The organism is Undibacterium paludis (assembly GCF_022568815.1).
Taxonomy (GTDB): Bacteria; Pseudomonadota; Gammaproteobacteria; order Burkholderiales; family Burkholderiaceae_D; genus Undibacterium.
On record NZ_JAKZHX010000001.1, the window covers coordinates 566,733 to 590,097 of the forward strand.

General features: G+C 52.5%; 21 protein-coding genes. 12 read left to right on the plus strand and 9 right to left on the minus strand.

Annotated features, from left to right (window positions below; genetic code table 11):
* The first annotated feature begins 138 nt into the window (after nucleotides 1-138).
* Both ettA and LZ463_RS02600 read left to right on the plus strand, forming a co-directional pair.
* Nucleotides 139-1,806, plus strand: coding sequence for an energy-dependent translational throttle protein EttA (gene ettA, locus LZ463_RS02595; protein WP_241453548.1), 1,668 nt, complete (start codon nucleotides 139-141; stop codon nucleotides 1,804-1,806).
* Nucleotides 1,807-2,023: 217 nt separating this feature from the next.
* On the plus strand, nucleotides 2,024-2,431 hold the full coding sequence (locus tag LZ463_RS02600) for a flagellar basal body-associated FliL family protein (RefSeq protein ID WP_241453551.1): 408 nt from the start codon (nucleotides 2,024-2,026) through the stop codon (nucleotides 2,429-2,431).
* A gap of 30 nt (nucleotides 2,432-2,461) precedes the next feature.
* Here the strand turns inward: LZ463_RS02600 and deoD are convergent, their stop codons facing one another.
* From deoD to deoC, 3 genes are read right to left on the minus strand one after another with little or no spacing between them, the layout of a single operon-like run.
* Entirely contained in the window at nucleotides 2,462-3,175 is a 714-nt protein-coding gene (gene deoD, locus LZ463_RS02605; protein WP_241453553.1) for a purine-nucleoside phosphorylase, read from the minus strand.
* Nucleotides 3,157-4,563, minus strand: a complete 1,407-nt coding sequence (gene deoA / locus LZ463_RS02610) for a thymidine phosphorylase (RefSeq protein ID WP_241453556.1) — start codon at nucleotides 4,561-4,563, stop codon at nucleotides 3,157-3,159. Before deoA ends, deoD begins: the two co-directional genes overlap by 19 nt.
* A 1-nt stretch (nucleotide 4,564) precedes the next feature.
* Nucleotides 4,565-5,347, minus strand: a complete 783-nt coding sequence (gene deoC / locus LZ463_RS02615; protein ID WP_241453559.1) for a deoxyribose-phosphate aldolase — start codon at nucleotides 5,345-5,347, stop codon at nucleotides 4,565-4,567.
* Nucleotides 5,348-5,614: 267 nt separating this feature from the next.
* On the opposite strand from deoC, the gene LZ463_RS02620 reads away from it, so the two are divergent.
* The 3 genes from LZ463_RS02620 (at nucleotide 5,615) to LZ463_RS02630 (ending at nucleotide 9,337) form a co-directional block, all read left to right on the plus strand.
* Nucleotides 5,615-6,217 carry an IMPACT family protein gene (locus tag LZ463_RS02620; RefSeq protein ID WP_241453560.1) on the plus strand — a complete coding sequence of 201 codons (603 nt, stop codon included), beginning with the start codon at nucleotides 5,615-5,617 and terminating at the stop codon, nucleotides 6,215-6,217.
* A 306-nt stretch (nucleotides 6,218-6,523) separates the two neighbouring features.
* Nucleotides 6,524-8,731, plus strand: coding sequence for a serine/threonine-protein kinase (locus tag LZ463_RS02625; RefSeq protein ID WP_241453563.1), 2,208 nt, complete (start codon nucleotides 6,524-6,526; stop codon nucleotides 8,729-8,731).
* Between the two features lie 156 nt (nucleotides 8,732-8,887).
* Nucleotides 8,888-9,337, plus strand: a complete 450-nt coding sequence (locus tag LZ463_RS02630; RefSeq protein ID WP_241453565.1) for a hypothetical protein — start codon at nucleotides 8,888-8,890, stop codon at nucleotides 9,335-9,337.
* Between the two features lie 30 nt (nucleotides 9,338-9,367).
* Here the strand turns inward: LZ463_RS02630 and LZ463_RS02635 are convergent, their stop codons facing one another.
* Nucleotides 9,368-10,888: a sigma 54-interacting transcriptional regulator gene (locus LZ463_RS02635; protein WP_241453571.1), complete on the minus strand. Its 1,521-nt coding sequence runs from the start codon at nucleotides 10,886-10,888 to the stop codon at nucleotides 9,368-9,370.
* Nucleotides 10,889-11,080: 192 nt separating this feature from the next.
* Between LZ463_RS02635 and LZ463_RS02640 the strand changes: the two genes are divergently transcribed.
* The 3 genes from LZ463_RS02640 to LZ463_RS02650 are packed head-to-tail and all read left to right on the plus strand — an operon-like array spanning nucleotide 11,081 to nucleotide 13,092.
* On the plus strand, nucleotides 11,081-11,605 hold the full coding sequence (locus LZ463_RS02640; RefSeq protein WP_241453572.1) for a hypothetical protein: 525 nt from the start codon (nucleotides 11,081-11,083) through the stop codon (nucleotides 11,603-11,605).
* A gap of 18 nt (nucleotides 11,606-11,623) precedes the next feature.
* Nucleotides 11,624-12,013 carry a hypothetical protein gene (locus LZ463_RS02645; RefSeq protein ID WP_241453574.1) on the plus strand — a complete coding sequence of 130 codons (390 nt, stop codon included), beginning with the start codon at nucleotides 11,624-11,626 and terminating at the stop codon, nucleotides 12,011-12,013.
* A 50-nt stretch (nucleotides 12,014-12,063) separates the two neighbouring features.
* A complete protein-coding gene (locus LZ463_RS02650; protein WP_241453577.1) occupies nucleotides 12,064-13,092 on the plus strand; it encodes a hypothetical protein in 1,029 nt (342 codons plus the stop codon).
* Between the two features lie 10 nt (nucleotides 13,093-13,102).
* On the opposite strand, the gene ltaE is transcribed toward LZ463_RS02650, so the two are convergent.
* Both ltaE and LZ463_RS02660 read right to left on the minus strand, forming a co-directional pair.
* Nucleotides 13,103-14,131 carry a low-specificity L-threonine aldolase gene (gene ltaE, locus LZ463_RS02655; protein ID WP_241453579.1) on the minus strand — a complete coding sequence of 343 codons (1,029 nt, stop codon included), beginning with the start codon at nucleotides 14,129-14,131 and terminating at the stop codon, nucleotides 13,103-13,105.
* Nucleotides 14,132-14,335: 204 nt separating this feature from the next.
* Nucleotides 14,336-15,154 carry a DUF5694 domain-containing protein gene (locus tag LZ463_RS02660; protein WP_241453580.1) on the minus strand — a complete coding sequence of 273 codons (819 nt, stop codon included), beginning with the start codon at nucleotides 15,152-15,154 and terminating at the stop codon, nucleotides 14,336-14,338.
* Nucleotides 15,155-15,473: 319 nt separating this feature from the next.
* On the opposite strand from LZ463_RS02660, the gene LZ463_RS02665 reads away from it, so the two are divergent.
* Nucleotides 15,474-16,175 (plus strand): transglutaminase-like cysteine peptidase, encoded by a 702-nt coding sequence (locus tag LZ463_RS02665; protein WP_241453582.1) that lies wholly within the window; start codon nucleotides 15,474-15,476, stop codon nucleotides 16,173-16,175.
* Between the two features lie 30 nt (nucleotides 16,176-16,205).
* On the opposite strand, the gene LZ463_RS02670 is transcribed toward LZ463_RS02665, so the two are convergent.
* The gene (locus tag LZ463_RS02670; RefSeq protein ID WP_241453586.1) at nucleotides 16,206-18,161 is read right to left on the minus strand and encodes a bifunctional diguanylate cyclase/phosphodiesterase; all 1,956 of its coding nucleotides are present in this window, start codon (nucleotides 18,159-18,161) and stop codon (nucleotides 16,206-16,208) included.
* A gap of 207 nt (nucleotides 18,162-18,368) precedes the next feature.
* Here LZ463_RS02670 and LZ463_RS02675 point away from each other — a divergent pair, with 207 nt between their 5' ends.
* From LZ463_RS02675 to LZ463_RS02685, 3 genes are all read left to right on the plus strand, one after another.
* Nucleotides 18,369-18,668, plus strand: a complete 300-nt coding sequence (locus LZ463_RS02675; RefSeq protein WP_241453587.1) for a DUF2288 domain-containing protein — start codon at nucleotides 18,369-18,371, stop codon at nucleotides 18,666-18,668.
* 80 nt (nucleotides 18,669-18,748) lie between these two features.
* Nucleotides 18,749-19,387, plus strand: a complete 639-nt coding sequence (locus LZ463_RS02680) for a hypothetical protein (RefSeq protein WP_241453590.1) — start codon at nucleotides 18,749-18,751, stop codon at nucleotides 19,385-19,387.
* 484 nt (nucleotides 19,388-19,871) lie between these two features.
* A complete protein-coding gene (locus LZ463_RS02685) occupies nucleotides 19,872-21,155 on the plus strand; it encodes a tetratricopeptide repeat protein (RefSeq protein ID WP_241453593.1) in 1,284 nt (427 codons plus the stop codon).
* A gap of 258 nt (nucleotides 21,156-21,413) precedes the next feature.
* On the opposite strand, the gene LZ463_RS02690 is transcribed toward LZ463_RS02685, so the two are convergent.
* On the minus strand, nucleotides 21,414-23,000 hold the full coding sequence (locus LZ463_RS02690; protein ID WP_277623919.1) for an ammonium transporter: 1,587 nt from the start codon (nucleotides 22,998-23,000) through the stop codon (nucleotides 21,414-21,416).
* A gap of 20 nt (nucleotides 23,001-23,020) precedes the next feature.
* Entirely contained in the window at nucleotides 23,021-23,359 is a 339-nt protein-coding gene (locus tag LZ463_RS02695) for a P-II family nitrogen regulator (RefSeq protein WP_110254759.1), read from the minus strand.
* Between the last annotated feature and the right edge of the window lie 6 nt (nucleotides 23,360-23,365).

Sequence of the window (23,365 nt, forward strand, 5' to 3'; positions counted from 1 at the left end):
TGCTAACTGCATGGGATTGAGCTACATCAACGATGGTGCGCAGCACAAAATTTGCATAAATTTGGCAAAATACGCCTGTCCCTGCCTGCTTGAGGTATCCTTGCAGGCATTGTCATCACCTCTGAAAAATCAACAAAAATGGCTAATTACGTCTACACCATGAATCGCGTCGGCAAAATCGTGCCGCCCAAGCGTCAAATCCTCAAAGATATCTCCCTCTCCTTTTTCCCTGGCGCCAAGATAGGCGTGCTGGGTCTGAATGGTTCCGGCAAATCCTCGCTGCTCAAAATCATGGCAGGCATAGACAAGGACATACAGGGCGAAGCCGTGCCCATGCCTAACCTGAACATTGGTTACCTGCCGCAAGAACCGCAACTTGATCCTGAACAAACCGTGCGTCAGGCAGTTGAGTCTGCCCTCGGTGAAGTGTTTGAAGCCAAGGCCAAACTCGAAGAAGTGTATGCCGCCTATGCAGAAGAAGATGCTGACTTTGATGCGCTGGCCAATGAGCAGGCGCGCCTGGAAGCCATCATCTCCGCCTCTGCCGGTGACAATGTGGAACTGCAACTCGAAATGGCAGCTGACGCCCTGCGCCTGCCTGCATGGGATGCAAAAATCGGCGTATTGTCCGGTGGTGAGAAGCGCCGCGTTGCACTGTGCCGTTTGCTGCTATCCAAACCTGACATGCTCTTGCTGGACGAACCTACCAACCATCTGGATGCAGAATCGGTCGACTGGCTGGAACAATTTCTGTTACGCTTCCCTGGCACCGTGGTGGCGATTACCCATGACCGCTACTTCCTGGACAATGCTGCCGAATGGATTTTGGAACTTGACCGCGGCCATGGTATTCCCTGGAAAGGCAATTACTCTTCCTGGCTGGACCAGAAGCAAGCCCGTCTGAAACAGGAAGAAGCAACCGAATCTGCCCGCCAGAAAGCTCTGCAAAAAGAACTGGAATGGTCACGTCAGAACCCGAAAGCGCGTCAGGCCAAGAGCAAGGCCCGTCTGGCCCGCTTCAATGAAATGAGCGAGCATGAATACCAGAAGCGCAACGAAACCCAGGAGATTTTCATCCCTGTGGCAGAGCGCCTGGGTAATGAAGTCATCGAATTCAAGAACGTCAGCAAAGCCTTTGGCGACCGACTGCTCATCGATAACCTGAGCTTCAAGATTCCTCCTGGTGCTATCGTCGGTATTATCGGCCCTAACGGTGCTGGTAAATCTACCCTGTTCAAGATGATCAAGGGCCTGGAAACACCAGACAGCGGTGAAGTTGTGCTGGGCCAGACAGCAAAAATCTCTTTGGTAGATCAATCGCGTGAAGACCTCGGCAATACCAAGACCGTGTTTGAAGACGTGGCCAACGGTGCCGACATTTTGACCGTCGGCCGTTTTGAAATGCCTTCACGCGCCTACCTTGGCCGTTTCAACTTCAAGGGTGGTGACCAGCAAAAGATCGTAGGCAACCTGTCTGGTGGTGAACGTGGCCGTTTGCACCTTGCAAAAACCCTGCTGCAAGGCGGCAATGTCCTGCTGCTCGATGAACCGTCAAATGACCTGGACGTGGAAACCCTGCGTGCTCTCGAAGATGCCTTGCTGGAGTTTGCCGGCAGCGTCATGGTCATCTCGCATGACCGCTGGTTCCTTGACCGTATCGCCACGCACATCCTGGCGTTTGAAGGCAATTCGCAAGTGACTTTCTTTGACGGCAATTATCAGGAATATGAAGCCGACAAGAAAAAACGTCTGGGTGAAGAAGGTGCCAAACCCAAACGCATCCGTTACAAGCCACTGACTGTGTAAGTAGAAGTAAATCCTGGCGTATTTCTTGCTGTTGCCTGTTTAAAATCTGTTCAAACAAGCAGGCAAGGATTACGTCAGGAAAAAATCGTTAGTTCCCCGGTAGTAAGTTTCTTTAACAGTCTGTTTTTTCCAGATACGCTAAGCTGTCGGCTTTATGCTGGCAGCAAGTATCGGTACGTATCGGTTTGATGTCTGTGACAGCAAAGGATCGAACGCTATGCAAAAAAAACACCTGTACGCTGCCCTGTTCTGCCTCGCCCTGAGCATGATAACGGCAACAGCCTCAGCCAACTCCGGCGGTAGTGCCAGTGCCACCGGCGGTGCAGCAACAGCCAAGCTGGAACCCTTTGTCGTGAACCTGTCCACGACTGACCGTTATCTGCAACTGAGCCTGACTTTACAGATTGCCACGGCAGAGGTCACCGACAGGATCAAGATGTTCATGCCGAAGGTCAGACATGTACTGATCGTCATCCTAAGCAGCAAGGAAGGTGAACAATTACAAAGCCTGGAAGGCAAGCACAAACTCATGGAAGAAATCAAGGATGGTGTCAACAAGACACTGGACATGAAAGAACATGACGGTGTGACTGACGTATTTTTTGAGAATTTTGTTATCCAGTAAGCAATTACACCCTGTCGGATAATCAGGTAGTCAGCTCAGTGCCCAGGCCGTTTCCAGGGCGAGCTCTGTCATCGCCCCAAAACTGTTTTGCCTGTCATCTGCTGAAAGGCTGGCATGGGTACGCAGATTGTCAGCCACCGTCAATATGCCCAGTGCCTGTACAGCATGTTCCGCCGCCACGGCATACAAACCGGCCAGCTCCATTTCCACTGCCAGCACCTGCATTTTTTCCATCACATCAAATAACTGTGGCTGGACCGAATAAAACAGGTCGGCAGAAAACACATTGCCCACACTGACCGGTATCTGCAAGCGCTGTGCCGTGTCAACAGTACGCGCCAGCAAGCCATAATCAGCAATGGCGGCAAAATCGTGGTCCAAGAAACGCATGCGATTGACCTTGCTGTCCGTGCAGGCTCCCATGGCAATCAGGACATCCCCCAGGGCAATGTCTGGCTTCAAGGCACCGCAAGAGCCCAGGCGTATCAAGATTCTGGCACCGTATTCGCGTATCAGCTCGGTGGCATAGATACTGATGGATGGTATCCCCATGCCATGCGCCATCACTGATACGGGCTTGCCACGATAAGAGCCGGTATAGCCAAACATATTACGCACATTGGTCACCAGCCTGGCTTCCTGCAGGTACTGGTCAGCAATCATCTTCGCCCGCAATGGGTCGCCAGGCATCAGCACGATATCGGCAAAATCACCGGGAACGGCATTTATGTGGGGAGTGGGCATGCGTTTTCCTTGGTGGGCTGGTCGCCGTCTTCTCCCAGCTCTGAATCCTGCCTTTTTCCACGCAGGGTCTGGTATACCTGTTGCGGGTGGTCTGCCACCTGCCTGCCGATGTCAAATGCCGCCAGCAATCTGGTGCGGGCAATGAGCAGACTGGCTTCGTCGCGGGCATGGATAATGGCCAGGGGCGTGTGTGCATCCACTTCCTGTCCCAGTTCGGCCAATTGCGTCAAGCCCACACCGAGATCGGCTTGCTGACCCGGACCTCCCCTGCCTGCCCCCAGTGTCAGCACCGCCATGCCAACGGCGCGTGTATCGATCTGCCTGAGCCAGGCTGTCTGTCCCTCTGGCACCGGGGCATACAAAGGTAATTGCAAAGGCGCCTGCGGCAGATAGCGATCAAATTTGTCCAGCAGGTCAGACGGCCCACCCAGGGCAGTGCAACTGCGTGCAAACACCTCTGCAGCCCTGCCAGAACGCAGAGCCTGAAGCAGGCGTACCTGTGCATCCCGCTCATCATCTGCCAGTCCGCCCAGTAACAGCATTTCACTACCTAGAGCCAAGACTGTCTGATGCAATCTGGCAGGACAGTTATCTGACCGCAGATACCGTAATGCCTCACGCATTTCGATGGCATTGCCAACACTGGGTGCCAGTGGCTGATTCATGTCGGTGATCAAAGCCGAACATGCCATGCCCGCCGCATTGGCAGTGGCTATGATGCTGTGCGCCAGTGCCTGGGCTTGCGCCAGCTCCGGTGTCTGTGCACCGTTGCCGCATTTGATATCCATCACCAGCATCTGCAAACCCGCTGCAAACTTTTTTGACAGTATGGAAGCCGTGATCAAGGGCAGACAGTCAACAGTACCCGTCACATCGCGTATCGCGTACAGACGCCGGTCCGCTGGCGCCAGGTCGACAGTCTGGCCGATGATAGCCATGCCACACTCACGGACCACGCGTTTGAAACGCGCCAGATCAGGTGTACTGCAGTAACCAGGAATGGACTCCAGCTTGTCTTGCGTACCGCCAGTATGACCAAGGCCACGACCCGTGATCATCGGCACCACACCGCCGCAGGCGACCACCATGGGGGCAAGTACCAGTGACACCAGGTCGCCCACACCGCCGGTAGAATGCTTATCCATTACCGGACCTGGCAAATCCATCTCGCCCCAGGCCAGCACCGTTCCCGAGTCACGCATGGCCAGCGTCAGGGCAGAACTCTCATTGGCAGACATGCCCTGGAAGCAGGTCGCCATGCAGAACGCCGCCAATTGTGCATCGGACACAGAACCATTGACCATTCCAGTAACCAGTGAAGCAATTTCATCACCCGCCAACGGCAGGCCGGCACGCTTTTTTTGTATCAGTTCTTGCGCCAGCAACATGTCAATAAGCTGTTGAGGTAATCGTTTGCGTATCCTGCAGGCAGGCCAGAAGACTACTCAGGAGGCCAGATGCACCAAATCGAAAGTGTGCAGGTTGCACCCAGTCTGCTCCCAGTAGTCTGTCTGCCAGCGCCAGATAAACAGCCGCGTCTACTACTGTTTTCACTCCGCCAGCCGCCTTGAAGCCACAATGCCCTCCGGTTTCCTTGATGACGGTCAGCATGGTTTCTGCCGCTGCCAGCGTGGCATTGACCGTCACTTTACCGGTGGATGTCTTGATGAAGTCTGCCCCCGCTTTTATTGCAATCAGGCTGGCACTGCGTATCAACTCAGCACTACGCAACTCGCCACTCTCTATGATGACTTTGAGTAACTTGTCGCCGCAGGCCGCCTTGCAGCTGCTGACCATCTCCGCTCCTATATCGGCATCACCCACCATCAAGGCGCGATAAGGGAAAACCAGGTCTACTTCGTCCGCCCCATAGGCAACGGCGGCAAGGGTTTCTGCCACGGCAATATCAACGTCAGCATCACCATGCGGGAAATTGACCACCGTCGCAATCCTGACCGCAGCAGCCCCCTGTCCGGATAAAACTTTCCTGGCATGTGGAATAAAGCGCGGATATATGCAGATTGCGGCGACCGTTCCGGCCGGGCCATGAGCGGCCCTGCACAAATCAGAGATCACTTCACGTGTATCACTGTCATTGAGGCTGGTCAGGTCCATCAAACCCAGGGCGCGGCTGGCAGCCTGCTTCAAATCTACATCGGTGGCAGATGGCATGAACTACTTCCCTTAATAAAAAGAGCTTGCCGGGAGCGCCATGCCCCCGGTTACTGTGGCCCTAAGATAAAACGCAATTCGTTTTTAGCGCTTGATGTATATCAGCTATCGAGCGACCAACAGACAGCTTCACCACTGAACTATGGGAGTTTGTCTGGATTTTCAGCAAACTATCGCTTTAAGCAGATTTCAGCGATTTCCCCTGTACCTGAAGCCAATAAATACGCACAATAGCGGATTACCCTGTTCTTCAAGTCGCCCTTGTCCATGCATCAACTCGCAGCCCCCGCCTTTGCTGAAATTGAAATCAAGAAAAGCCGGTTCCTCGGGCAACTCTATCCTCTCAATAGCCGCGCCGAAGCCATCCAGAAACTAAACGAAATCCGCGCCCGCCACCCCGACGCCGTACATGTCTGCTGGGCCCTGATCTGCACCGGCGACTCCGGCCTTGATGATGATGGCGAGCCATCCGGTACCGCCGCCAAACCCATGTACAACGTACTGGTACATAAAGGTGTCAGCAATGTGCTGGCCGTCGTCGTACGCTATTGGGGTGGCACCAAGCTGGGGGCAGGCGGGCTGACACGCGCCTACGGACAAGCCATATCAGACGCCTTCAAACAGGCGACACTGGTCGAAATCGAGTATTTTGTTGCCTGGACCGTCACCTGCGCCTATAGCGAAGAATCCCAGGTCAGGCACCTGTGCAACAAATTCCAGGTCACAGTCAAAGAAGTCAGCTACACCGACTCCTGTAGTATGGAAGTCAGCATCAAGGAAAACCTGAGTAACAGTTTTGAGTCTGAGCTGGTCAGCCTGCTGAAAGGGCAAGTCAGGATCGGCAAACCAGAAGCCGTGCAATATAGATAGACGAATATACAATACAATCTACCCTGCTTGCATCAACTCTGAAGAAGCGGGGTTCTGCAAAGCGTTTTCTTTCCATCATCAGGCAAGTAATAGTTTCCCAAGTGAATTTACATGTAAATTGTTGTCAATTGTCATGTCATTTACATATAAAATAAGCTCACTTGTCACTCTGAGTACATAGTTTTGTAATAAAGTTTGTCCTTGTCTTGCCGTTACAACTGGTTACGATTTGCCTTATCCTGTCAATTCATTACATAGTCGGACCAGGCTCATGCGGTAAAAGAATCAACAATAAGCAAGAAGCCAATGCAAAACATTACACTCAACAGCGGAACTGAAATTGGAATAAATGATTTACAACATGACGCTGTTAGACTGAAACATTATGAATTCAAGCACCGCCTTGGCGAAGGTGGTTTTGGGCATGTCTATGAAGCCTGGGACAGCAAGCTGCATCGCGCCGTCGCCATCAAACAGTTAAAACACCTGGAAGGTATAGCAGAGTCCATCAGCCTGATCAAGGAAGCACGTCTGGCAGCCTCGCTCAAGCACCCTGCTTTTGTCAAAATCTTTGCGATTGAAGAAGAAGGTGACAACCAGTCCATCGTCATGGAACTGGTGCCCGGGCAAACCCTCAAGCAGATACTGCAAGCCCAGCCGCAACAACCGCTGCCCGAGCAGCAGGCGATAAAGATCATCAGCCAGGTAGCGGAAGCCATGCAGGAAGCCCATGCATCCGGCCTTACCCATGGTGACCTGAAACCGTCGAACCTGATGCTCGAACCCGATGGCAAGGTGCGCATACTGGATTTCGGCCTGGCGACACAGGCAGACACCCAGGCCACGACATCCATGAGCCAGCTTGACCCGCAGGGCACCATCGCCTACATGGCGCCAGAACGCATGATGGGCGCAGCAGCCAATGCCCAGAGCGATATCTATGCGCTGGGCGTAGTCCTGTACGAAATGATCAGCGGCAGCCGCCCCTTCGCCAGCGCCAGCGGCCTGGCCCTGGCCGCCTCACTGATGCAATCGAATTCGGACAGCTGGGAATACCCGGCCAATACCAGCCAGGCCCTGGTCAAACTGATACTGGCCATGACCGCCCGCCAGCCGGAAAAACGGCTGGCCAGCATGCAGCAAGTGCTGGAGCAGTTGCAGACGCTGACAGGTACGTCTTTGCCATCCATGACAAATACAAAAGCTGCGCCCCTCCCCACCTCAGCAAGCAGTCGCTGGCAGAAGTTGAGCAAACCACAGCGTCTGGGCCTGGCGGTTTTATTAGTTATGGCCCTGGGATATGGCGCATGGCAGGCAGCGCCTTATCTTGAAATTGACAAGATGTCGCTGAAGCCCTACTCAGAATCCCTAACGATGAAACAGGGCCTGGAAGCCTTGAAGCAATTTGACAGGCCAGGGAGCCTGGATATAGCCGAAGCGAATTTTCAAACAGTGCTGAAACATAACCCTGAACAGGCGGGTGCTGTTGCAGGCCTGTCTATTGTCTATACCTTCCGCTACAGTAGCGACAAGCAAGACGAAATCCTGTTGCAAAAAGCCGATGCCAGTGCTCAGCAGGCACTTAAATTAAATGACAAATTAGCCCTCAGTCATATTGCCATTGCCCGAGTGAAAACACACTTAGGTAAAAATGACGTTGCTCTTAGCGAATATGAAAAAGCACTAAATTTGGACCCTGACAATGTCTTCGCGTCTTATGGACGTATCACCGTGTTGCGTCAATTAAAACACTATGATGAGGCTGTGAAATTCGCAACAACCGGGTTAGAAAAATTTCCAAACGAACGAATTTTTGCTGAAGAATTAGGGGTTATTTTTTTTGAGCAAGGTAAGTACGTAGAAGCAGAAAAATACTTCAGATTAAGCATAAAAATTCAGCCGGACTCAGTATTTGCCTACGCAAATGTGAATAATGCCCTAGTCAAACAAAATCGGGATGAAGAAGGTTTGCAAATTCTTCAGCAAGGTTTATTAATCAGACCTAGCGCCCTGCTTTATTCAAACCTTGGTAACTCTCTATTCAAAAAAGGGGACTATATTGGAGCTGCCGATGCATTTGAGCTTGCCGTAACGCCAAACAAAGGAAATCCTTCTTTCTATCTTGGCTGGGCAAATTTAGGCGACAGTTTGCTGTGGATACCTGGGCGCGCAGAGGACGCAAAAAAAGCTTATCAAAAAGCACTTGATTTACTTGCTCCACGTGTCGCCCTCACTCCCAAAGACGCTACTCTCATTTCAAGATACGGCCTGTATTCAGCACGCATCGGCGATAAAGTAAAAGCTGAGGAATATTTAACACGGGCACTGAATTTGGAGCCTAAAAACAGTAGTGTTCATTTTCGCGCTGGTCTAGCTTACGAACTACTTGGTCAGCGAGATAGTGCCTTACATGAAATAACCAAATCAATAGAATATGGTTATTCCATCAAATCGATTGAATCAGAACCCGACCTGATCAATTTAAGGCGCGATCCACGGTTTGTTCAGAAATAATCCATTTTATTGCAAGACATGGAACGGTTTTTGCAACATATCTTGATAGTTTCAAAAATCTCTTTAATCAGTGGTCAATGATTATTGAATCGCAAAGCATGAATACCAAGTCTCTTCATGCTTATTTATTTCGTTCAACAAATTTAGGACTTGAATATGAGTGAATCAGTAAATTACACTTTTACGACTTTTTTTAACCAAGGTGACCCACAAAGTCGGGGGACGATCTCAGCAACCGGGAAATTCAATCCTGAACCTCCAAGAGACCCAGTAAGCCATAAACATGTACTGAATGTCGGCGATACTGTGCTTTTTAATTTTCAAGGTACGCCGACTTATCCCAGCAATACCTTTACCGTAACGGCAAGCGCATTCATCGCTATTTGCAAAGGCATCTTGAGCAATGGCCAGAGCGCTACAATTGGAACAACAAAAACTGCGTGTCCAGTAGACGGTGTGACGATGACAATGACAGAAGATAGCCTTGGTTTCTGGGGTTTTACAATCTCATTCACAGCAGATTTTACAGATCCATCTGGCAACGTTGTCAGTTCAGAGTTCTTTTACCTTCCAGACCCGGAGGTTGATGTGCAAACCGGCGGTTAACCAATGAAAACAATTGGTTAGTAACACTGTCTAAACGCCCACCACCTTCAAATACCGCCTGAGCGCCTCGCTGGGCGTTTTCAAGGTGGCGGCACATGCTTCTACATCGCCAGCGCTGGCTTCCAGTGTCTGGCGAATTTCTTCCGCCGGAATCTGTTCGGCACGACGTATCTGTTTGTGGCTGTCCAGCAGCTTGTACATGGATGGTCTTGATATGCCCAGTTCCTGCGCTGCCCCCTGTATATACCAGTCATTGTTTTCCATCGCACGCACTACATCGTCGTCACTGAGTTCGGCCAGCTTTTTGCGTGGCTGGGCCGGTACCGGCTGTTTGCTGTCCGTGATCAGGTTGGCTGGTTCCGGTATGACACTCGATGGCTTGTGGCTGGTCTTGACCAGGCTGGACAGGGGCGGTACTTCGCCAAGTTGCAGCGACAGCAGTGCACGCTTCAAGACATGGGCCAGCTGGCGGATGTTGCCGGGCCAATCGTAATTGGCCATCTCGCTGACCAGTGCAGCAGGCAGCTGTTCACCGATGGGGCTGGGAATACTGCTGGTATTGAGCAGATGCAGTAACAGTACACCAATATCTTCACGGCGCTTGCGCAACGGTGGCAAATGAATGACGAAGCTTTCAAGCCGGCGCAGCAGAGCCTGGTTGAAGCCTTCGCTATACAGGTCCTGGTCCGTGGCGGCGATCAGGCGGGCGCTGGACTTGTGGTCTTGCTGGGCACCAAGTGGACGGTAATCGCCGGTTTCCAACACACGCAGCAACATGGGCTGTATGCTGGCCGGAGTATTGCCGATTTCATCAAGGAAAAGGCTGGCCCCTTCGGCTTCGGCAAACAGGCCTTTGCGGGCAGTCTGCGCGCCGGTATACGCTCCCTTGACAGCGCCAAACAGGTCGGCAGCAGCCAATGATTCATTCAGGGCGGCCATGTTGACTGTCACCAGGCTGGCATCTGCACGCTTGCTGAAACCATGGATGGCACGGGCGGCGATTTCTTTGCCGGTGCCGGTTTCTCCCAGCAACAGGACCGGCATGTCGGTACCGGCCACCTGGCGTATCTGGTCACGGGCGACAATGGCGGCGCTGCCGACCCCGATAAAGCCTGGGGCGGGATTGTGCTTGGGCAAGCAACGCATCCAGTGCAGGCAAAGAATCACGGCACGGCCCAATCCCAGAATAACACCAGCTTCTATCTGTTCACGGCCCAGGGCAATGGTTGAGCTGATTTCTGTGCCATTCACTTCAACCACCATGCGGCTGGCCGGCGGTGAAATGATGATGCCCTGGTCATGATCCAGACTGATACGTACCGGTTCACGCGATATGCCGCCATAGCCCAGCGGCAAACCCTCTTTGGCCGGATGACGAAACAGCGGCAAAAAGCGGCTGACTTCAACCTGCCCATCAGGGTTGCTGACAATAAACTGTTCACCTACACGCTGGGTATCCGGGTGCCAGATGATGGTCAGCCCGAGCAGGGCAGCATCATTCTCTGCCAGTTTGGACAAAGGGGAAGTCAGCGTGTAATCAAGGTCAGTCATCGTGTGTAAAGATCTGTAGCGTGTAAGGCAGTTGTAAAGTCTCAATGTAAATTTACATGCTTTACATGTCAACAAGCATGACAGGATACTACTTTTTGCTATTTTCGCTGATAAAAACACATGGCACGCCGTTTGCAATAAAGCTCACATGAGACAGATGTATCAATGTCTGTGAATATGTGGAGATAAAAAATGCCAACGACAGAAATCTTGCTTGCTGCGGCCAATTTCCTCTTACTGATCGGTATGAGCCGCATGGTCTGGAAAATCAGGGCAGCGCGCGATATTGCCATGCGTCTGCTGACAGACGATTTGTTTTACTATGAAGCCCGTGGTGAACTGATACAAAAGAACGTGGAAAGCGCCCGCCTGGTCTGGGGTCGCGTCAGGGTCAGTGCAGTCGCGCAGATCCCGGTGACCATACCACAAAACCCCAAGGCTGCCTGGAATGCCGCCCTGCACACCTCGACCCGCCTTCCCAAACGTGCACGCACCGTGCGGGAACCTGCTCCAGCCACGCTGGATGTACCACATTCACTGTGGGTCAGCACTTTTGCCTCCGGAGACAGCCCCTGGTCGGCAACAGTAAAAACCAGCGACGACAAGGATATTGGCAGTCACGCCAGGTCCGACACAACAAAACGCAATACCAGCCCACATCCGTTGAAAACCGGTAGAGACATGCTGGAACTGGGTTTCATGTCACGTGCCATGTAGATAAAGAAGGGAAAGCTCATGTTGAACCAGATTTGTGTATCGAAGCAGGCTTATTTCTTTGACGGCAAAGTGGGGGCAGGTATGAAAAGCATACAGAAGATCACAACTGCGGACATGTTGATCAAACTCGACCCGGTCACCGACTTTGCCCGCTTCCAGGATTGCCTGCCACCCTTGCTGCGTCTGCAGGCGAATTTATTTGGTGACCGTACTGCCAGCGAAGCGGAAGAAGTTGTCGCAGCGAACAACTTCAGGGCCTTGTACGGTACCGTCCGCTCAGGTTTTGACAGACGGAAAACCGATCGTGACCACAACCTGCCCAGACCAATGCAGGACCATACCGATACCGGCTTTGAAAGAAGAAGCAACGAGACGGACAGTGAAAACCTCCCTGATGCACGCTTTTGAGCAGACTGACCGACTGTAACAACCCACCAAGCTTATCACTGGACAAAAACATGATTTCACAAGAAAAAAATATCCCAGTTCCGTTAACCGGTAGAACTCTTGATCTTGCGAAGGACGCAGAGGGTTTGCAATGGCAAAAAATGGGGGGTATGGCCGTACATGAGGATGCTGACTGGAACCAGGAAGTCTGCCGCGTGTCCTGCATGACCCTGAAAGAAGCCAAGGCATTTGCTGCTGCCGATGACCGTATCACTTTTTTCTTTTATGTGAAGCACTATGCAGTCATGTCACGCCATCAAATCTTGCATGCTGGTGATGTGGTGTTTTTTACCGGTGTTCCCATACTGGGGACAGAACCGGGTGCTGATACGTATGAAAAACCGGCGGCCAATCAAAGCATATTCAGTATTTCGGCAGCGCCGGACAATAGCTGGGTATCGATACAGGCAAAACTGAAAGTACCTGACCATGCAGGTGACAAATCTTTATCTTATCTGTGGCCAGGCTTGCAGCCTGGTGGCAGGCACAGTCCCGCTGTGCACGGCGGTTTGCAACCGGTACTGAGTTTTTGCGTACCACAGGAAGCGGGCATATCTGATCTGCCCGTCACACCAGAATCAGGCTGGTGGATCAGCGGACAATACCTGCATGCCGAGCATCGTCAGCAAGCCACCTACACCTGTTACGGCGGGCCACGCATGGAAGTTAGCCCTGGTGATGTTCTCACCAGCAGCATCGTCTACGATGCATCCACCAAGACCTGGATACAAACCATCCATAATATGGCCAACAAACGCAGTGTCAGCTACCCCATGTCACTCAAGCAGCAGGTGGGGCAAAACCTGGAAAAAAATACCCTGCATTTCTTCCTGAAAAACCTGGCCCAACATGCCGGGGCACACCTGGGGCAATGCCTGAGCCTGTTCAATGTGGTCGCCAAAGTGGCGCAGCCGCAAAGCAATCTTGGTCAGGATTTGCTGGGCTTGCCACATGTTGACTCAGTCAGCCTCAGTGAAGACCAGACTACACTGAGTATAGGTCGCATCATCCTGTACAGTCCATCCCTGAACGCTGGCTGACTGGATTGGATTATCTGGTCGCAAAAAAGGTCGTAAATACAGCAATGACCTTGTCGATGTCGGCCGCGGAAATATCCAGATGCGTGACCATGCGCATATGTGGCGTGACCCTGGCCAGTATGCCGTGCTGCTTCAGGTAGTCAGCCAAATCTGCACAGGCTGTAGCGGGCATGTCTACATAAACGATATTGGTTTGCGGTGTCTGCACCTGCAGGGCTGCGATCTGCCGCAAACCGTTCGCCAGCCGCTCGGCATGCTCATGATCTTGCGCCAGGCGGGCAACATTGTGCTGCAAGGCATACAGGCCGGCGGCCGCCAGACTGCCGGCCTGCCGCATGCCGCCACCAAGCATCTTGCGCCAGCGCAGCGCCTCACTGATCAACGTCTTGTCACCACAGAGTACAGAACCTACTGGCGCTCCAAGCCCTTTGGACAGACAGACTGAAACACTGTCAAAACCCTGTACAGCCTGTGCTGGTGTAACACCAAGCTTGATCATGGCATTGCAGATGCGGGCACCGTCAAGATGCGTAGCAAGGCCTTTCTGATGCGCCAGACTGGTTGCTGCCTGGGTATAACTGGTACTGAGCACACGGCCGCCTATGGTGTTTTCCAGCGCCAGCAGGCGGCTGCGCGCAAAATGAAAATCACGCGGTTTGATCGCCGCTTCAATGTCCGCCAGACTGATACTGCCGTCAGCCTGGTTGTTCAGCGGTTGCGGCTGTATGCTGCCAAGTACTGCTGCACCACCACCTTCATATTTATAGGTGTGCGCCTCCTGACCGACGATGTATTCATCACCACGCCCGCAATGCGCCAGCAGGGCCAGCAAATTGGTCTGGGTGCCGGATGGTGCAAACAGTGCCGCTTCAAAGCCAAACATGTCTGCTGCATAGGCCTGTAAATGATTGACAGTAGGGTCGTCACCATACACATCGTCACCGACTTCGGCTTCATGCATGGCCATACGCATGGCGGTACTGGGCCGTGTTACGGTGTCGCTGCGTAAATCTATCCAGCTTGTCTGGTTTTGCGTCATGCTGTTTCCTTATGGTCTGAAGTTGTCAGATGCTTGCCGAAATAACTGATGAGATACCGGTCTTCATGCAGCAATTAACGGGCTACAATTTATACCATAATCCTGCCTGAGCTGCGCCGACAGGCATGGTAACAAAATCCGCGAGAACCAAGCGTAACAGAAGTCTGTACACGCTCTTGTACCAAACTTTTAGCATGCATTTTTTCAGTGCTGATCTTTAATAGCTGACAAATAAACTTCTGCGTCTTCCACGGCGAAAGCACCTGATTGTGTTGCAAACTGACGCAGCGAAAAGGCGTGGCCGTGACCATAGATGACCAGAACACGTTCATCCGGCGAATTCGCCAGCCTGACCAGGTTGGCGAATATCTTCAGGTTGCGGCCATACCAGTTGGCGACCCAGTTGGCGCCGGGGCTGTTGGCAGCATCACCAAGCATGGCGAAATCAAAATAACGACGATTGGACAGAGCCAGCCGCTCTGGCGTATTCAGTCGCTGCAACCATTGTGTGACAGTCGTGCCACGCATGTAGTCGGTATCGCGCAGGCTGGCATCGGGCTTGCGTATTTCTGCCAGTTGCGCAGCAGCCCCATGCTGTTGTGCCCATTGTGCATAGTCAAAGTCTGCGATGACACCGGGCGGCATGTCATTCCAATTGATGGCGGTGACAGCAGGCAGATTCAGCATGGCAGCCAGACGCAAGCCCAGTTGATCAATTTCATCGCGCTGCAACTGATATGTACCGGCACGGTACTGGCGATAGCGTTCATCAAGCTCGTCCTGCTTGGCAATCGACCACTCCAGCGCTATCCTGGTTGGCCGGAATTTTGCCAGTGCCAGCACCAGTGCTTCCACCTGTCGCTGACGCTGCGGTTCCAGTACATCAGGCACCTCCGTGTTGATGACATCGGCTCCGCGATGGGCAAAATGCGGCACCCCCAGTATCAGCATTTGCGTGCGCTGCTCAGGTTTACGGTCGCGCAGCAATTGTACTTTATCGTCCGCGCACGCCAGATTTGCCATGCCATGTGCAATCAATGACATTGCAAAAAAACCAAGGTAAATGAAGATTTTCAATTCCAGGTCCCTTTATCATCAACACGAATAAGTAGAATAAGACTGGCTGCCTTGTCTGCTACATGGACAGCAAAATTGTTTTTTGGTTCACATGATGTATCTGCGCCAGCATGCAGCAGTGCATAGGTGTTATCTGGCAGTCCAGACATCCACTAAAATTTTTATAACACTTCTTCCCATGACAAATGCCGCGATAGCGGCGCCATAATGACGCCAGAAACAGCTACACTGTTGCTCTTACCCATATTCACCAGATCAAACATCCATGCGCGGTACCGATGCAAAAATCGCTGCCAGTCTGTTTTTGCTGCTAGGCCTGTTCAGCCCGGTGGTGTTGTCTGGTCTGGTCGATTTTTCACCGGGTCTGATCGAGCATGTGCACAAACGTTTTGGGGTGGAAGGGCCTCGTCGCCTGGCCCAGATGCAGCTTGCAGTCAACAGGATAAAAGCGACGGCTGGCAAGGACTTTGGCAAAAATGTCTTGCGCTCTACCGATGGCCAGTTTGAGATGCCCATCTTGCGACAAGTGAATGACTATTATAATCGCGTACCCTATTTCACCGACCAGGAACACTGGGGCGTCAATGACTACTGGGCGACACCGGTGGAATTTGTTGCATCCTGGGGTGGTGATTGCGAAGACTATGCGATCGCCAAATACATGACCCTGAAAGACCTGGGCATACCCGCTGAGCGCTTGCGTATCACCTATGTCAGGGCAACCCGCATGGGCGAAACCCACATGGTGCTGGCCTACTATCCAACACCAACTGCAGAACCCTGGATACTTGATAACCTGGTCGATGAAATACAGCCAGGCTCAGCCCGCAGTGACCTTGTACCGGTGTACAGCTTCAATGACGAAGATTTGTGGCTGGCCAGCGGCAGCACCCGCAAAGGCGGGGCCTCTACCGTACGCCTGTGGAAAGAAATGATCGAAAAGATGGAAAAAGAACGGCGCATGTAAGGCAGTCTGGTTGCCAGCGCCTGAGCTACCTTATTCTCCCGACGTGAGTATTTTTTCCGGCGCCCCGAAATAAAACCCCTGCCCGCAATCAATCTGGTCAGCCAGCAATAATTGCAGAGTGGTTTCGCTTTCCACATTTTGTGCAATCAATGGAATACCCAGCGATTGAGCAAATTTGACGATGGCGCGCAAGTGCGCATGACTGCTGTCATTGGTTGCTATTTCCTGTATCAGGCCACCATCGAGCTTGATGTAATCGGGCGGTACTTCGCGTATGAAGTTCAGGGCATGCGGGTCCAGTCCAAAATGGTCAACACCAAAACGCACGCCGGCCTCACGCAAGGCAGTCACAAACTTCCTGGTAACAGCGTGATCTTTGGCGCAGCCGAATTCACTGATCTCGACCGAAAGGCGAGCCGCCAGTTCTGGCGAAAACTTCAGGCGCGCCAGCAACCAGTCACAGAAATCCTGGCTTTCCATCGATTGCAAAGAGATATTCACAGCAATATTTTTATAAACGGGCTGCGTTTTCAGGATGCCGTCCATGATCAGGGTAATTACCGCCTGATCAATCTCTGGCATCAATTGATGACGCAGCGCCATGGGCAGGAATTTATTGGCAGGCACCAGGTTGCCCTGGATATCAAGCAGTCGGGAAAACACTTCGTGATGCACTAGCTGGCGCAATTGCAGGCGCATCACAGGCTGAGCAAACAGAACCCAGCGATTCTCTGCCAGAGCATTGCGTATCAGGGTACGCCAGCCATGTGAGCCGGCAATATTGATTTCGCTTTCTTCCATATGCGTCAGGCTGATTTGCCCTGTACCTGATTGCCGCATGGTTTCTATGGCCAGATCGGCACAGGCAAGAATATCTGCGCGCGTATGCGCTGGTCCGAACACCACGGCGCCGACTGCGACACGTACCTGTCGCGAGGCGCGCAGCAAGACCTGGTTCAGGCGGTATTGCAGGGAGTCGATCAACAGCCCCATGGCTTTTTCATCAATGTCTATGCAGACTGCCGCAATCGAACTACCACCTATACGGCCAAGTATGTTGGTGTATTTGCTGGCAACTTCACGCACCACCGTCGCCACATCGGCCAGTAATGCATCGCCCTGCTGATAGCCATACTGATTGTTGTAATCCTTGAGTCCGTCAAATTCCAGAACGAAGATAACGGCAGTGTCAAACAAACCGTCTTCTGCCAGCAGGTGATTGAAACGCAGATCAAAGCCATGACGATTTTCCAGGCCGCTGACTTTGTCGCTGAAAGCTTCGCGCCTGAAGTTTTCAGCCCTGCCTATCTCTTCGTCCAGCAGGCTGGATATACGGTCTGACATATGGTTCATGGCCACCACCACACGCTTGAGTTCACGCGTTTGCGGCAGCACGTCTATACGCTGGAAGCGCTTGCCCTGTATCGCGATGGCAACCTCTTCTATCTTTTCCAGCGGGCTCAGGACGATTCTGAGCAGGAAAACTGTCAACCCCCAAATCACCAGGTAGATGACCAGCATCCACATGGCCATGTCTTTCATGGAACGCCACAGGTATTCATAGGCATAGGCAGGATGACTGATAACGATGACCTTGCCGAGCTGACGCCAGCCTGAAGAGATAAAGGCTTCACCTGGCGGCGTCTGTAAATCAATCATGACGGGTAACCAGGACGGTACTTTTTCCCTGTTATTGCTTAACTCTTTGCTGATGACAACCTTGCCGGCCGGATCAAGTACGACTATCTTCTTGTAATAGCCGCGGTCAAACAGGGTGGATATCTGGATGTTGGCCAGAGTCTGGTCGTTTTTTACCAGGGCCTCTTCCAGCGGGCGGGACAAGGCAGTCGCGGCGTCCTGCGCATGCGAAGCCAGCTGCTGTTGCAGATAGTCCCTGGTGGTCAGCACCGACAGCATCTGCAAACCAATGAAAACTGCGAAAAAGATAATGGATATAGCGAGCAGTAATTGGCGTCTCAGCGTCATATGGTCTCTTTTTGTGTTGTCATTCGCGATTTTCTTCCTGAGATTGTATGCGACGTGCAGTCCAATGGCGACTTTAACAAGAAAATAGCATTTCCAGCATAATTCTTCTGTTTTTTCTGTTTTATTTGCAGTTTTACGTAAAATTGTATGCGTGACACCTGTTTCATGCAATTTGATGATTTTTATTGTATTTTTACTTCGTAATCCATGTCTTCCAATACCGATATTTTACGCAACAAGATCAACCTGGAAACTGCCGCCTATCCGTGGAGTGAGCTATTGCGCCACTTTGCCGGCGGCACCGTGCTGGTCGTCGCCAAGGGCCAGGACCTGGTGGAAGTCGCCTTGCATATGGCGCAAGATCAGACCAGCGAAATCGCAGCCTTGCTTGCAGCAGGCCACCTGGCCAAAGTCAGCGATGAGCAAGCCCAGTCCTGGCTGGCTGCGAATAGCCAGCTATGGACGGTGGTGGTAAAACCCTGGGTGCTGGTACAGGAACGTAACTGACCAGCACAGACAAAGAGAGGGCACCAAACCGGCAATGATGAACTTTTATCAAGCAGAGCCGGTCTGAACGTGGAATTCGTTTGACGGGAACCACTATGCAAATTGCGCCGACATGGGCAGACCAGACCACGGGCAAGCTGAGAAGTGCCGGCCCGGTACTTGTACTGGTACTGTTTGCCCACCTCATCTTCTGGCAGCTATTGCGCTGGCAAAACACGGATGTGTTGCGTGCAGGCCGGCATGAAGGCAATTCCGCGGTGCAATATTTGCAATTGTCAACTATCCGTCCAAAACCACACACCATAGCCCGGACTGAGATAGAAACCCGGCCTGCACAGGTCAGCCAGATCACCAGCAGTGTACCCAATCCGCGCAAGCGCCCTGCGGCTTCACCGCCGCGCGCAAGCAACAATGACAACTTGCCTGAGGCCGTCAATACACCGGCCAGACAAACTTTTGATGAAGCCATCAGCCAGCCCGGCCTGAATCTCGATGCCTTGCGCGGATCAGCGCTGGTCATGGAACGTCAGCGCAAACCTTCAGAAATAGAGCAAATGCAAGCCAGCCACAGGCGCGCAGACAACATGGAAAAACGCCTGGGAGAAGGGGTAAAGAAAGCCGAAAAAACAGACTGCCTGAGAGCCTATTCGGGCATAGGCTTGCTGGCTGTCATCCCCCTGGCCGTCAGCACCGTTGTAGACACTGGCTGCAAATGGTGACGCCAGGCCCGGCTCAGCTATAATGCCGGATTGCGCACCGAAACTGTGAACAAGATTTGAACGGAAAAGGGCTGAAGGGCTTGAGCTCTGGCAGGGTATGAGATGCAGGAGGCATACTTAGAGGCTGTTGCGAAATTAAGATGGCTAGGCTAACGCGCTATGGAAGCACCCCTTGCAAGGGGTGCCCGTTACGTCGGCAGACAATATATTGTCTGAAACCCCGACTACACCGTCGCCGACGCAGGCAGTACTTTAGTACCGGGTTTTACGTTCGGGAGGCGCCACAACGCCAGGTTAATTTCGCAACAGCCTCTTATATTACATCTCCCTGAGGTAATGTAATATATGCCACAATTTGCTGCGGTCACAGTTTGCCGCGGTTGTCGCAGCCGATGCCGCCGGGCTCTTGTCTCGCCTGGGTGTGCCATTTGTGCCGTTGATTTTTTATCATCTGGCGATTTTCATTTTTTTATCTGGATCATTCATGAAAAAAACTTCTTATCTGTTCGCCGCCATGATGCTGGCAGCACTTGGATCTGGCTTTTCCCCTGTGACCGTCTTTGCCGCTCAGACACAAGAAGCAGCTGATCCCGCCAAGCAGCAGGTCGTCCGCGCTGAAATGGGCAAGCCCATGAATGAAATCCAGGAGTTGCTGAACAAAAAAGACTACGCCCAAGCCAAGGAAAAAGTAGCCGTCCTGGAAGCAATGGAAAAAAAGACGCCATTTGAAGTTTTTGCCATCAATCGCATCTATGCCGTCATCGGTTCCGGCCTCAAAGATTCTGACATGATGGCCAAGGCAATCGATGCAATGATAGGTACCGAGTTTTTGAAAGAGTCTGAAAAACTGCATTTCATGGAAGCAACAGCAGGTACTTTGTTCAATGAAAAGAAATATCCGCAATCACGTGAATGGGCCAACCGCATGCTGGCCAAAGACCCGGGCAACACTGGCATGAATAACCTGGTGGCACGTTCCTACTATCTGGAAAACGATTATGCGAATGCCATCAAGGTATTGAACGCACAACTGGCTGAAGACGCCAAGGCAAAACGCACGCCAACAGAAGAAAACCTGCGCCTGCTGGCAGGCAGCTATCAGCAAACCAAGGACAATAGCGGCTATGCGTCCGTGCTGGAACGCATGCTGGAACTGTATCCGCAAAAAGAGTACTGGGGCGACCTGATCTATCGCATAGAACGCAAGCCTGGTTTCTCCGAGCGTCTGCGCCTGGACCTGTACCGTCTGCTGCTGGCAACCGACAAGTTTGACGACGGCGCCCAGTACATGGACATGGCTGAACTGGCTTTGCTGGCAGGCTTGCCGGTTGAAGCAAAAACCGCCATCGACGCAGGTTATGCAATCAACCTGCTGGGTACTGGCAAGGACGCGGCCAAGCACAAGCAATTGCGTGACAAGGTCTACAAACAGGCTGCCGACGATATCAAGAATCTCGATGCCGGTGAAGCCGCCGCAAAAAATGCCAAAACCGGTGTAGGTATGCTCAACTACGGCTATAACTATGTGATCAATGGCCAGTTCGACAAAGGCGTGGCATTGATGGAGCAAGGTCTGGCTAAAGGCGGTTTGAAATCGGTCGATGAGGCCAAGCTGCATCTGGGTATCGCTTACCTGAAAGCCGGTAAACGCGACAAGGCAGTCGAAACCCTGAAATCCGTACAAAGCACAGACGGCGCCTCCGACATCGCCCGTCTGTGGCTGCTGGTGCCGACAGAAAACCTCAATGCCGTGCCTGGCGCCAAATAAGCCTGGGCAGGTGATGATGTAACAATCCAGAAAAATCTGCCTGCATGAGCATCACAACGCCACCTTTAGGTGGCGTTTTTATATCTGTTTAATCTCCTTTGTCACACTCCGACAGATAAAAAAAGGCTGTTTTGCGTGATGCAAAACAGCCTGTCAAATTCAGGACCGCAAGCTCTGATTACGGTACTGACGGTACTCCTCTGGAAACTTTCTCAGGCTCAGCTCCACCAGGGAGCTGAGCAAAACTTTCAAATTACATCAAGAATGGTAAGCAGACTCGCCATGGCTGGTGATGTCCAGGCCTTCGCGCTCTTCATCTTCAGGTACACGCAAACCAACAACCAGATCAACCAGTTTATAAGCCACGAAAGAGACGATGGCAGACCAGAGTATGGTCACACCAACTGCCGTTGCCTGGGTGATGACCTGACCAAAGATGTCATAAGGATCAGCCGACATCTTGTTGGTCACATAGTCCATGATGCCCTGACCGCCAAGGGAAGGCGCAGCGAATACACCGGTCAGCAAGGCACCGAGGATACCGCCAACGCCATGCACGCCGAACACGTCGAGGGAATCATCCGCACCCAGCATGCGCTTGAGGCCGTTGACACCCCACAGACAGACAATACCTGCCAGCAGACCAATCACCAGTGCACCCATAGGACCAACGAAACCGCAGGCTGGTGTAATCGCCACCAGACCGGCAACCGCACCGGATGCACCACCGAGCATCGAAGGTTTGCCTTTGGACATCCATTCACCGAATACCCAGGACACGGTCGCAGCAGCTGTCGCCAGCAAGGTATTGACGAAAGCCAGGGCGGCTACGTCACCGGCTTCCAGTGCGGAACCGGCATTGAACCCAAACCAGCCCACCCACAACAGAGAAGCACCGATCATTGTCATGGTCAGCGAATGTGGAGCCATCGATTCTTTGCCATAGCCTACACGTTTGCCAATCAGGAAAGCACCAACCAGGCCGGCCACCGCTGCATTGATATGGACAACAGTACCGCCAGCAAAGTCGAGTGCGCCTTTCTGGAACAGGAAGCCGCCTTTGGCAGTTTCAGTCGCCAGTGTCGCTGCATCCTTGATCGCATCAGGACCCGTCCAGAACCAGACCATGTGTGCAACTGGCAGGTAGCTGAAAGTGAACCACAATACGACGAATAACAATACAGCAGTGAACTTGGCACGCTCGGCAAATGCACCGATGATCAGGCCGCAAGTGATAGCTGCAAACGTCGCCTGGAAGGCCACATAGGCAAACTCAGGAATAACCACACCCTTGCTGAAAGTCGCTGCCGTAGCAAATGTCGCCTTGGCCGGATCCCATATCCCCTTCAGGAAAAGACGATCGAAGGAACCGATGAACTTGCCGCCTTCAGTGAATGCCAGTGAATAGCCATAGATGCACCACAGCACGATGATCACGGCAAAGATCATGAACACCTGCATCAGGATGGACAGCATGTTCTTGGAACGGACCAGGCCACCATAGAACAAGGCCAGGCCAGGTATGGTCATCAGGATGACCAGCAGGGTAGCAACCATCATCCAGGCCGTATCGCCTTTATTTGGAACCGGCGCAGGTGCAGCCGGTGCACTGGCTGCGGCAGAGTCAGCCGCCGGAGCGGAGGCTGGCGCTGCGACTACCGCTGCTGCCGGTGCCGAAGCAGGTGACGATGCCGCAGCGCTGGCTGCAGCACTGGTCGCCACGGCGGCAGAAGCCGGAGCAGCATCTGCCTTGGCGGATGCATCCTGCGCGCAGGCAACAGACGTGAAACCAACAGTCACCAGCAAGGCCGTCCCCGCCAGCATATTCTTAAGCAGTTTTTTCATGTGAACTCCCTGTTTGGCCATCAGAGTGCGTCGTTGCCGGTTTCGCCGGTACGGATACGCACAACTTGTTGCAAGTCATAAACAAAAATCTTGCCGTCACCAATCTTGCCGGTACGGGCCGCAGTTTCTATCGCTTCAATGGCACGGTCAACGATGGCATCATCAACCGCCGCTTCGATTTTTGTTTTTGGCAAAAAGTCGACCACGTATTCAGCGCCACGATACAACTCGGTATGACCTTTTTGACGGCCGAAACCCTTGACTTCGGTAACAGTAATCCCTTGTACACCGATGGTGGACAAAGCTTCGCGAACTTCATCGAGCTTGAAGGGTTTGATGATTGCAGTAATCAGTTTCATGCTGAC

What these genes read in the sequence shown, in the direction of transcription:
- deoC (WP_241453559.1), bottom strand. Translation starts at nt 5,347, where the DNA reads ATGCCATCTGCCACCGATGTAGATTTGAAGCAGGCTGCCAGCCGCGCC.
- deoD (WP_241453553.1), bottom strand. Translation starts at nt 3,175, where the DNA reads ATGCCCACTCCCCACATAAATGCCGTTCCCGGTGATTTTGCCGATATC.
- LZ463_RS02640 (WP_241453572.1), top strand. Translation starts at nt 11,081, where the DNA reads ATGCCAACGACAGAAATCTTGCTTGCTGCGGCCAATTTCCTCTTACTG.
- LZ463_RS02645 (WP_241453574.1), top strand. Translation starts at nt 11,624, where the DNA reads ATGTTGAACCAGATTTGTGTATCGAAGCAGGCTTATTTCTTTGACGGC.
- LZ463_RS02695 (WP_110254759.1), bottom strand. Translation starts at nt 23,359, where the DNA reads ATGAAACTGATTACTGCAATCATCAAACCCTTCAAGCTCGATGAAGTT.
- LZ463_RS02630 (WP_241453565.1), top strand. Translation starts at nt 8,888, where the DNA reads ATGAGTGAATCAGTAAATTACACTTTTACGACTTTTTTTAACCAAGGT.
- deoA (WP_241453556.1), bottom strand. Translation starts at nt 4,563, where the DNA reads ATGTTGCTGGCGCAAGAACTGATACAAAAAAAGCGTGCCGGCCTGCCG.
- LZ463_RS02650 (WP_241453577.1), top strand. Translation starts at nt 12,064, where the DNA reads ATGATTTCACAAGAAAAAAATATCCCAGTTCCGTTAACCGGTAGAACT.
- LZ463_RS02685 (WP_241453593.1), top strand. Translation starts at nt 19,872, where the DNA reads ATGAAAAAAACTTCTTATCTGTTCGCCGCCATGATGCTGGCAGCACTT.
- LZ463_RS02690 (WP_277623919.1), bottom strand. Translation starts at nt 23,000, where the DNA reads ATGAAAAAACTGCTTAAGAATATGCTGGCGGGGACGGCCTTGCTGGTG.
- LZ463_RS02675 (WP_241453587.1), top strand. Translation starts at nt 18,369, where the DNA reads ATGTCTTCCAATACCGATATTTTACGCAACAAGATCAACCTGGAAACT.
- ltaE (WP_241453579.1), bottom strand. Translation starts at nt 14,131, where the DNA reads ATGACGCAAAACCAGACAAGCTGGATAGATTTACGCAGCGACACCGTA.
- LZ463_RS02665 (WP_241453582.1), top strand. Translation starts at nt 15,474, where the DNA reads ATGCGCGGTACCGATGCAAAAATCGCTGCCAGTCTGTTTTTGCTGCTA.
- LZ463_RS02660 (WP_241453580.1), bottom strand. Translation starts at nt 15,154, where the DNA reads ATGGCAAATCTGGCGTGCGCGGACGATAAAGTACAATTGCTGCGCGAC.
- LZ463_RS02635 (WP_241453571.1), bottom strand. Translation starts at nt 10,888, where the DNA reads ATGACTGACCTTGATTACACGCTGACTTCCCCTTTGTCCAAACTGGCA.
- LZ463_RS02620 (WP_241453560.1), top strand. Translation starts at nt 5,615, where the DNA reads ATGCATCAACTCGCAGCCCCCGCCTTTGCTGAAATTGAAATCAAGAAA.
- LZ463_RS02670 (WP_241453586.1), bottom strand. Translation starts at nt 18,161, where the DNA reads ATGACGCTGAGACGCCAATTACTGCTCGCTATATCCATTATCTTTTTC.
- LZ463_RS02625 (WP_241453563.1), top strand. Translation starts at nt 6,524, where the DNA reads ATGCAAAACATTACACTCAACAGCGGAACTGAAATTGGAATAAATGAT.
- LZ463_RS02600 (WP_241453551.1), top strand. Translation starts at nt 2,024, where the DNA reads ATGCAAAAAAAACACCTGTACGCTGCCCTGTTCTGCCTCGCCCTGAGC.
- ettA (WP_241453548.1), top strand. Translation starts at nt 139, where the DNA reads ATGGCTAATTACGTCTACACCATGAATCGCGTCGGCAAAATCGTGCCG.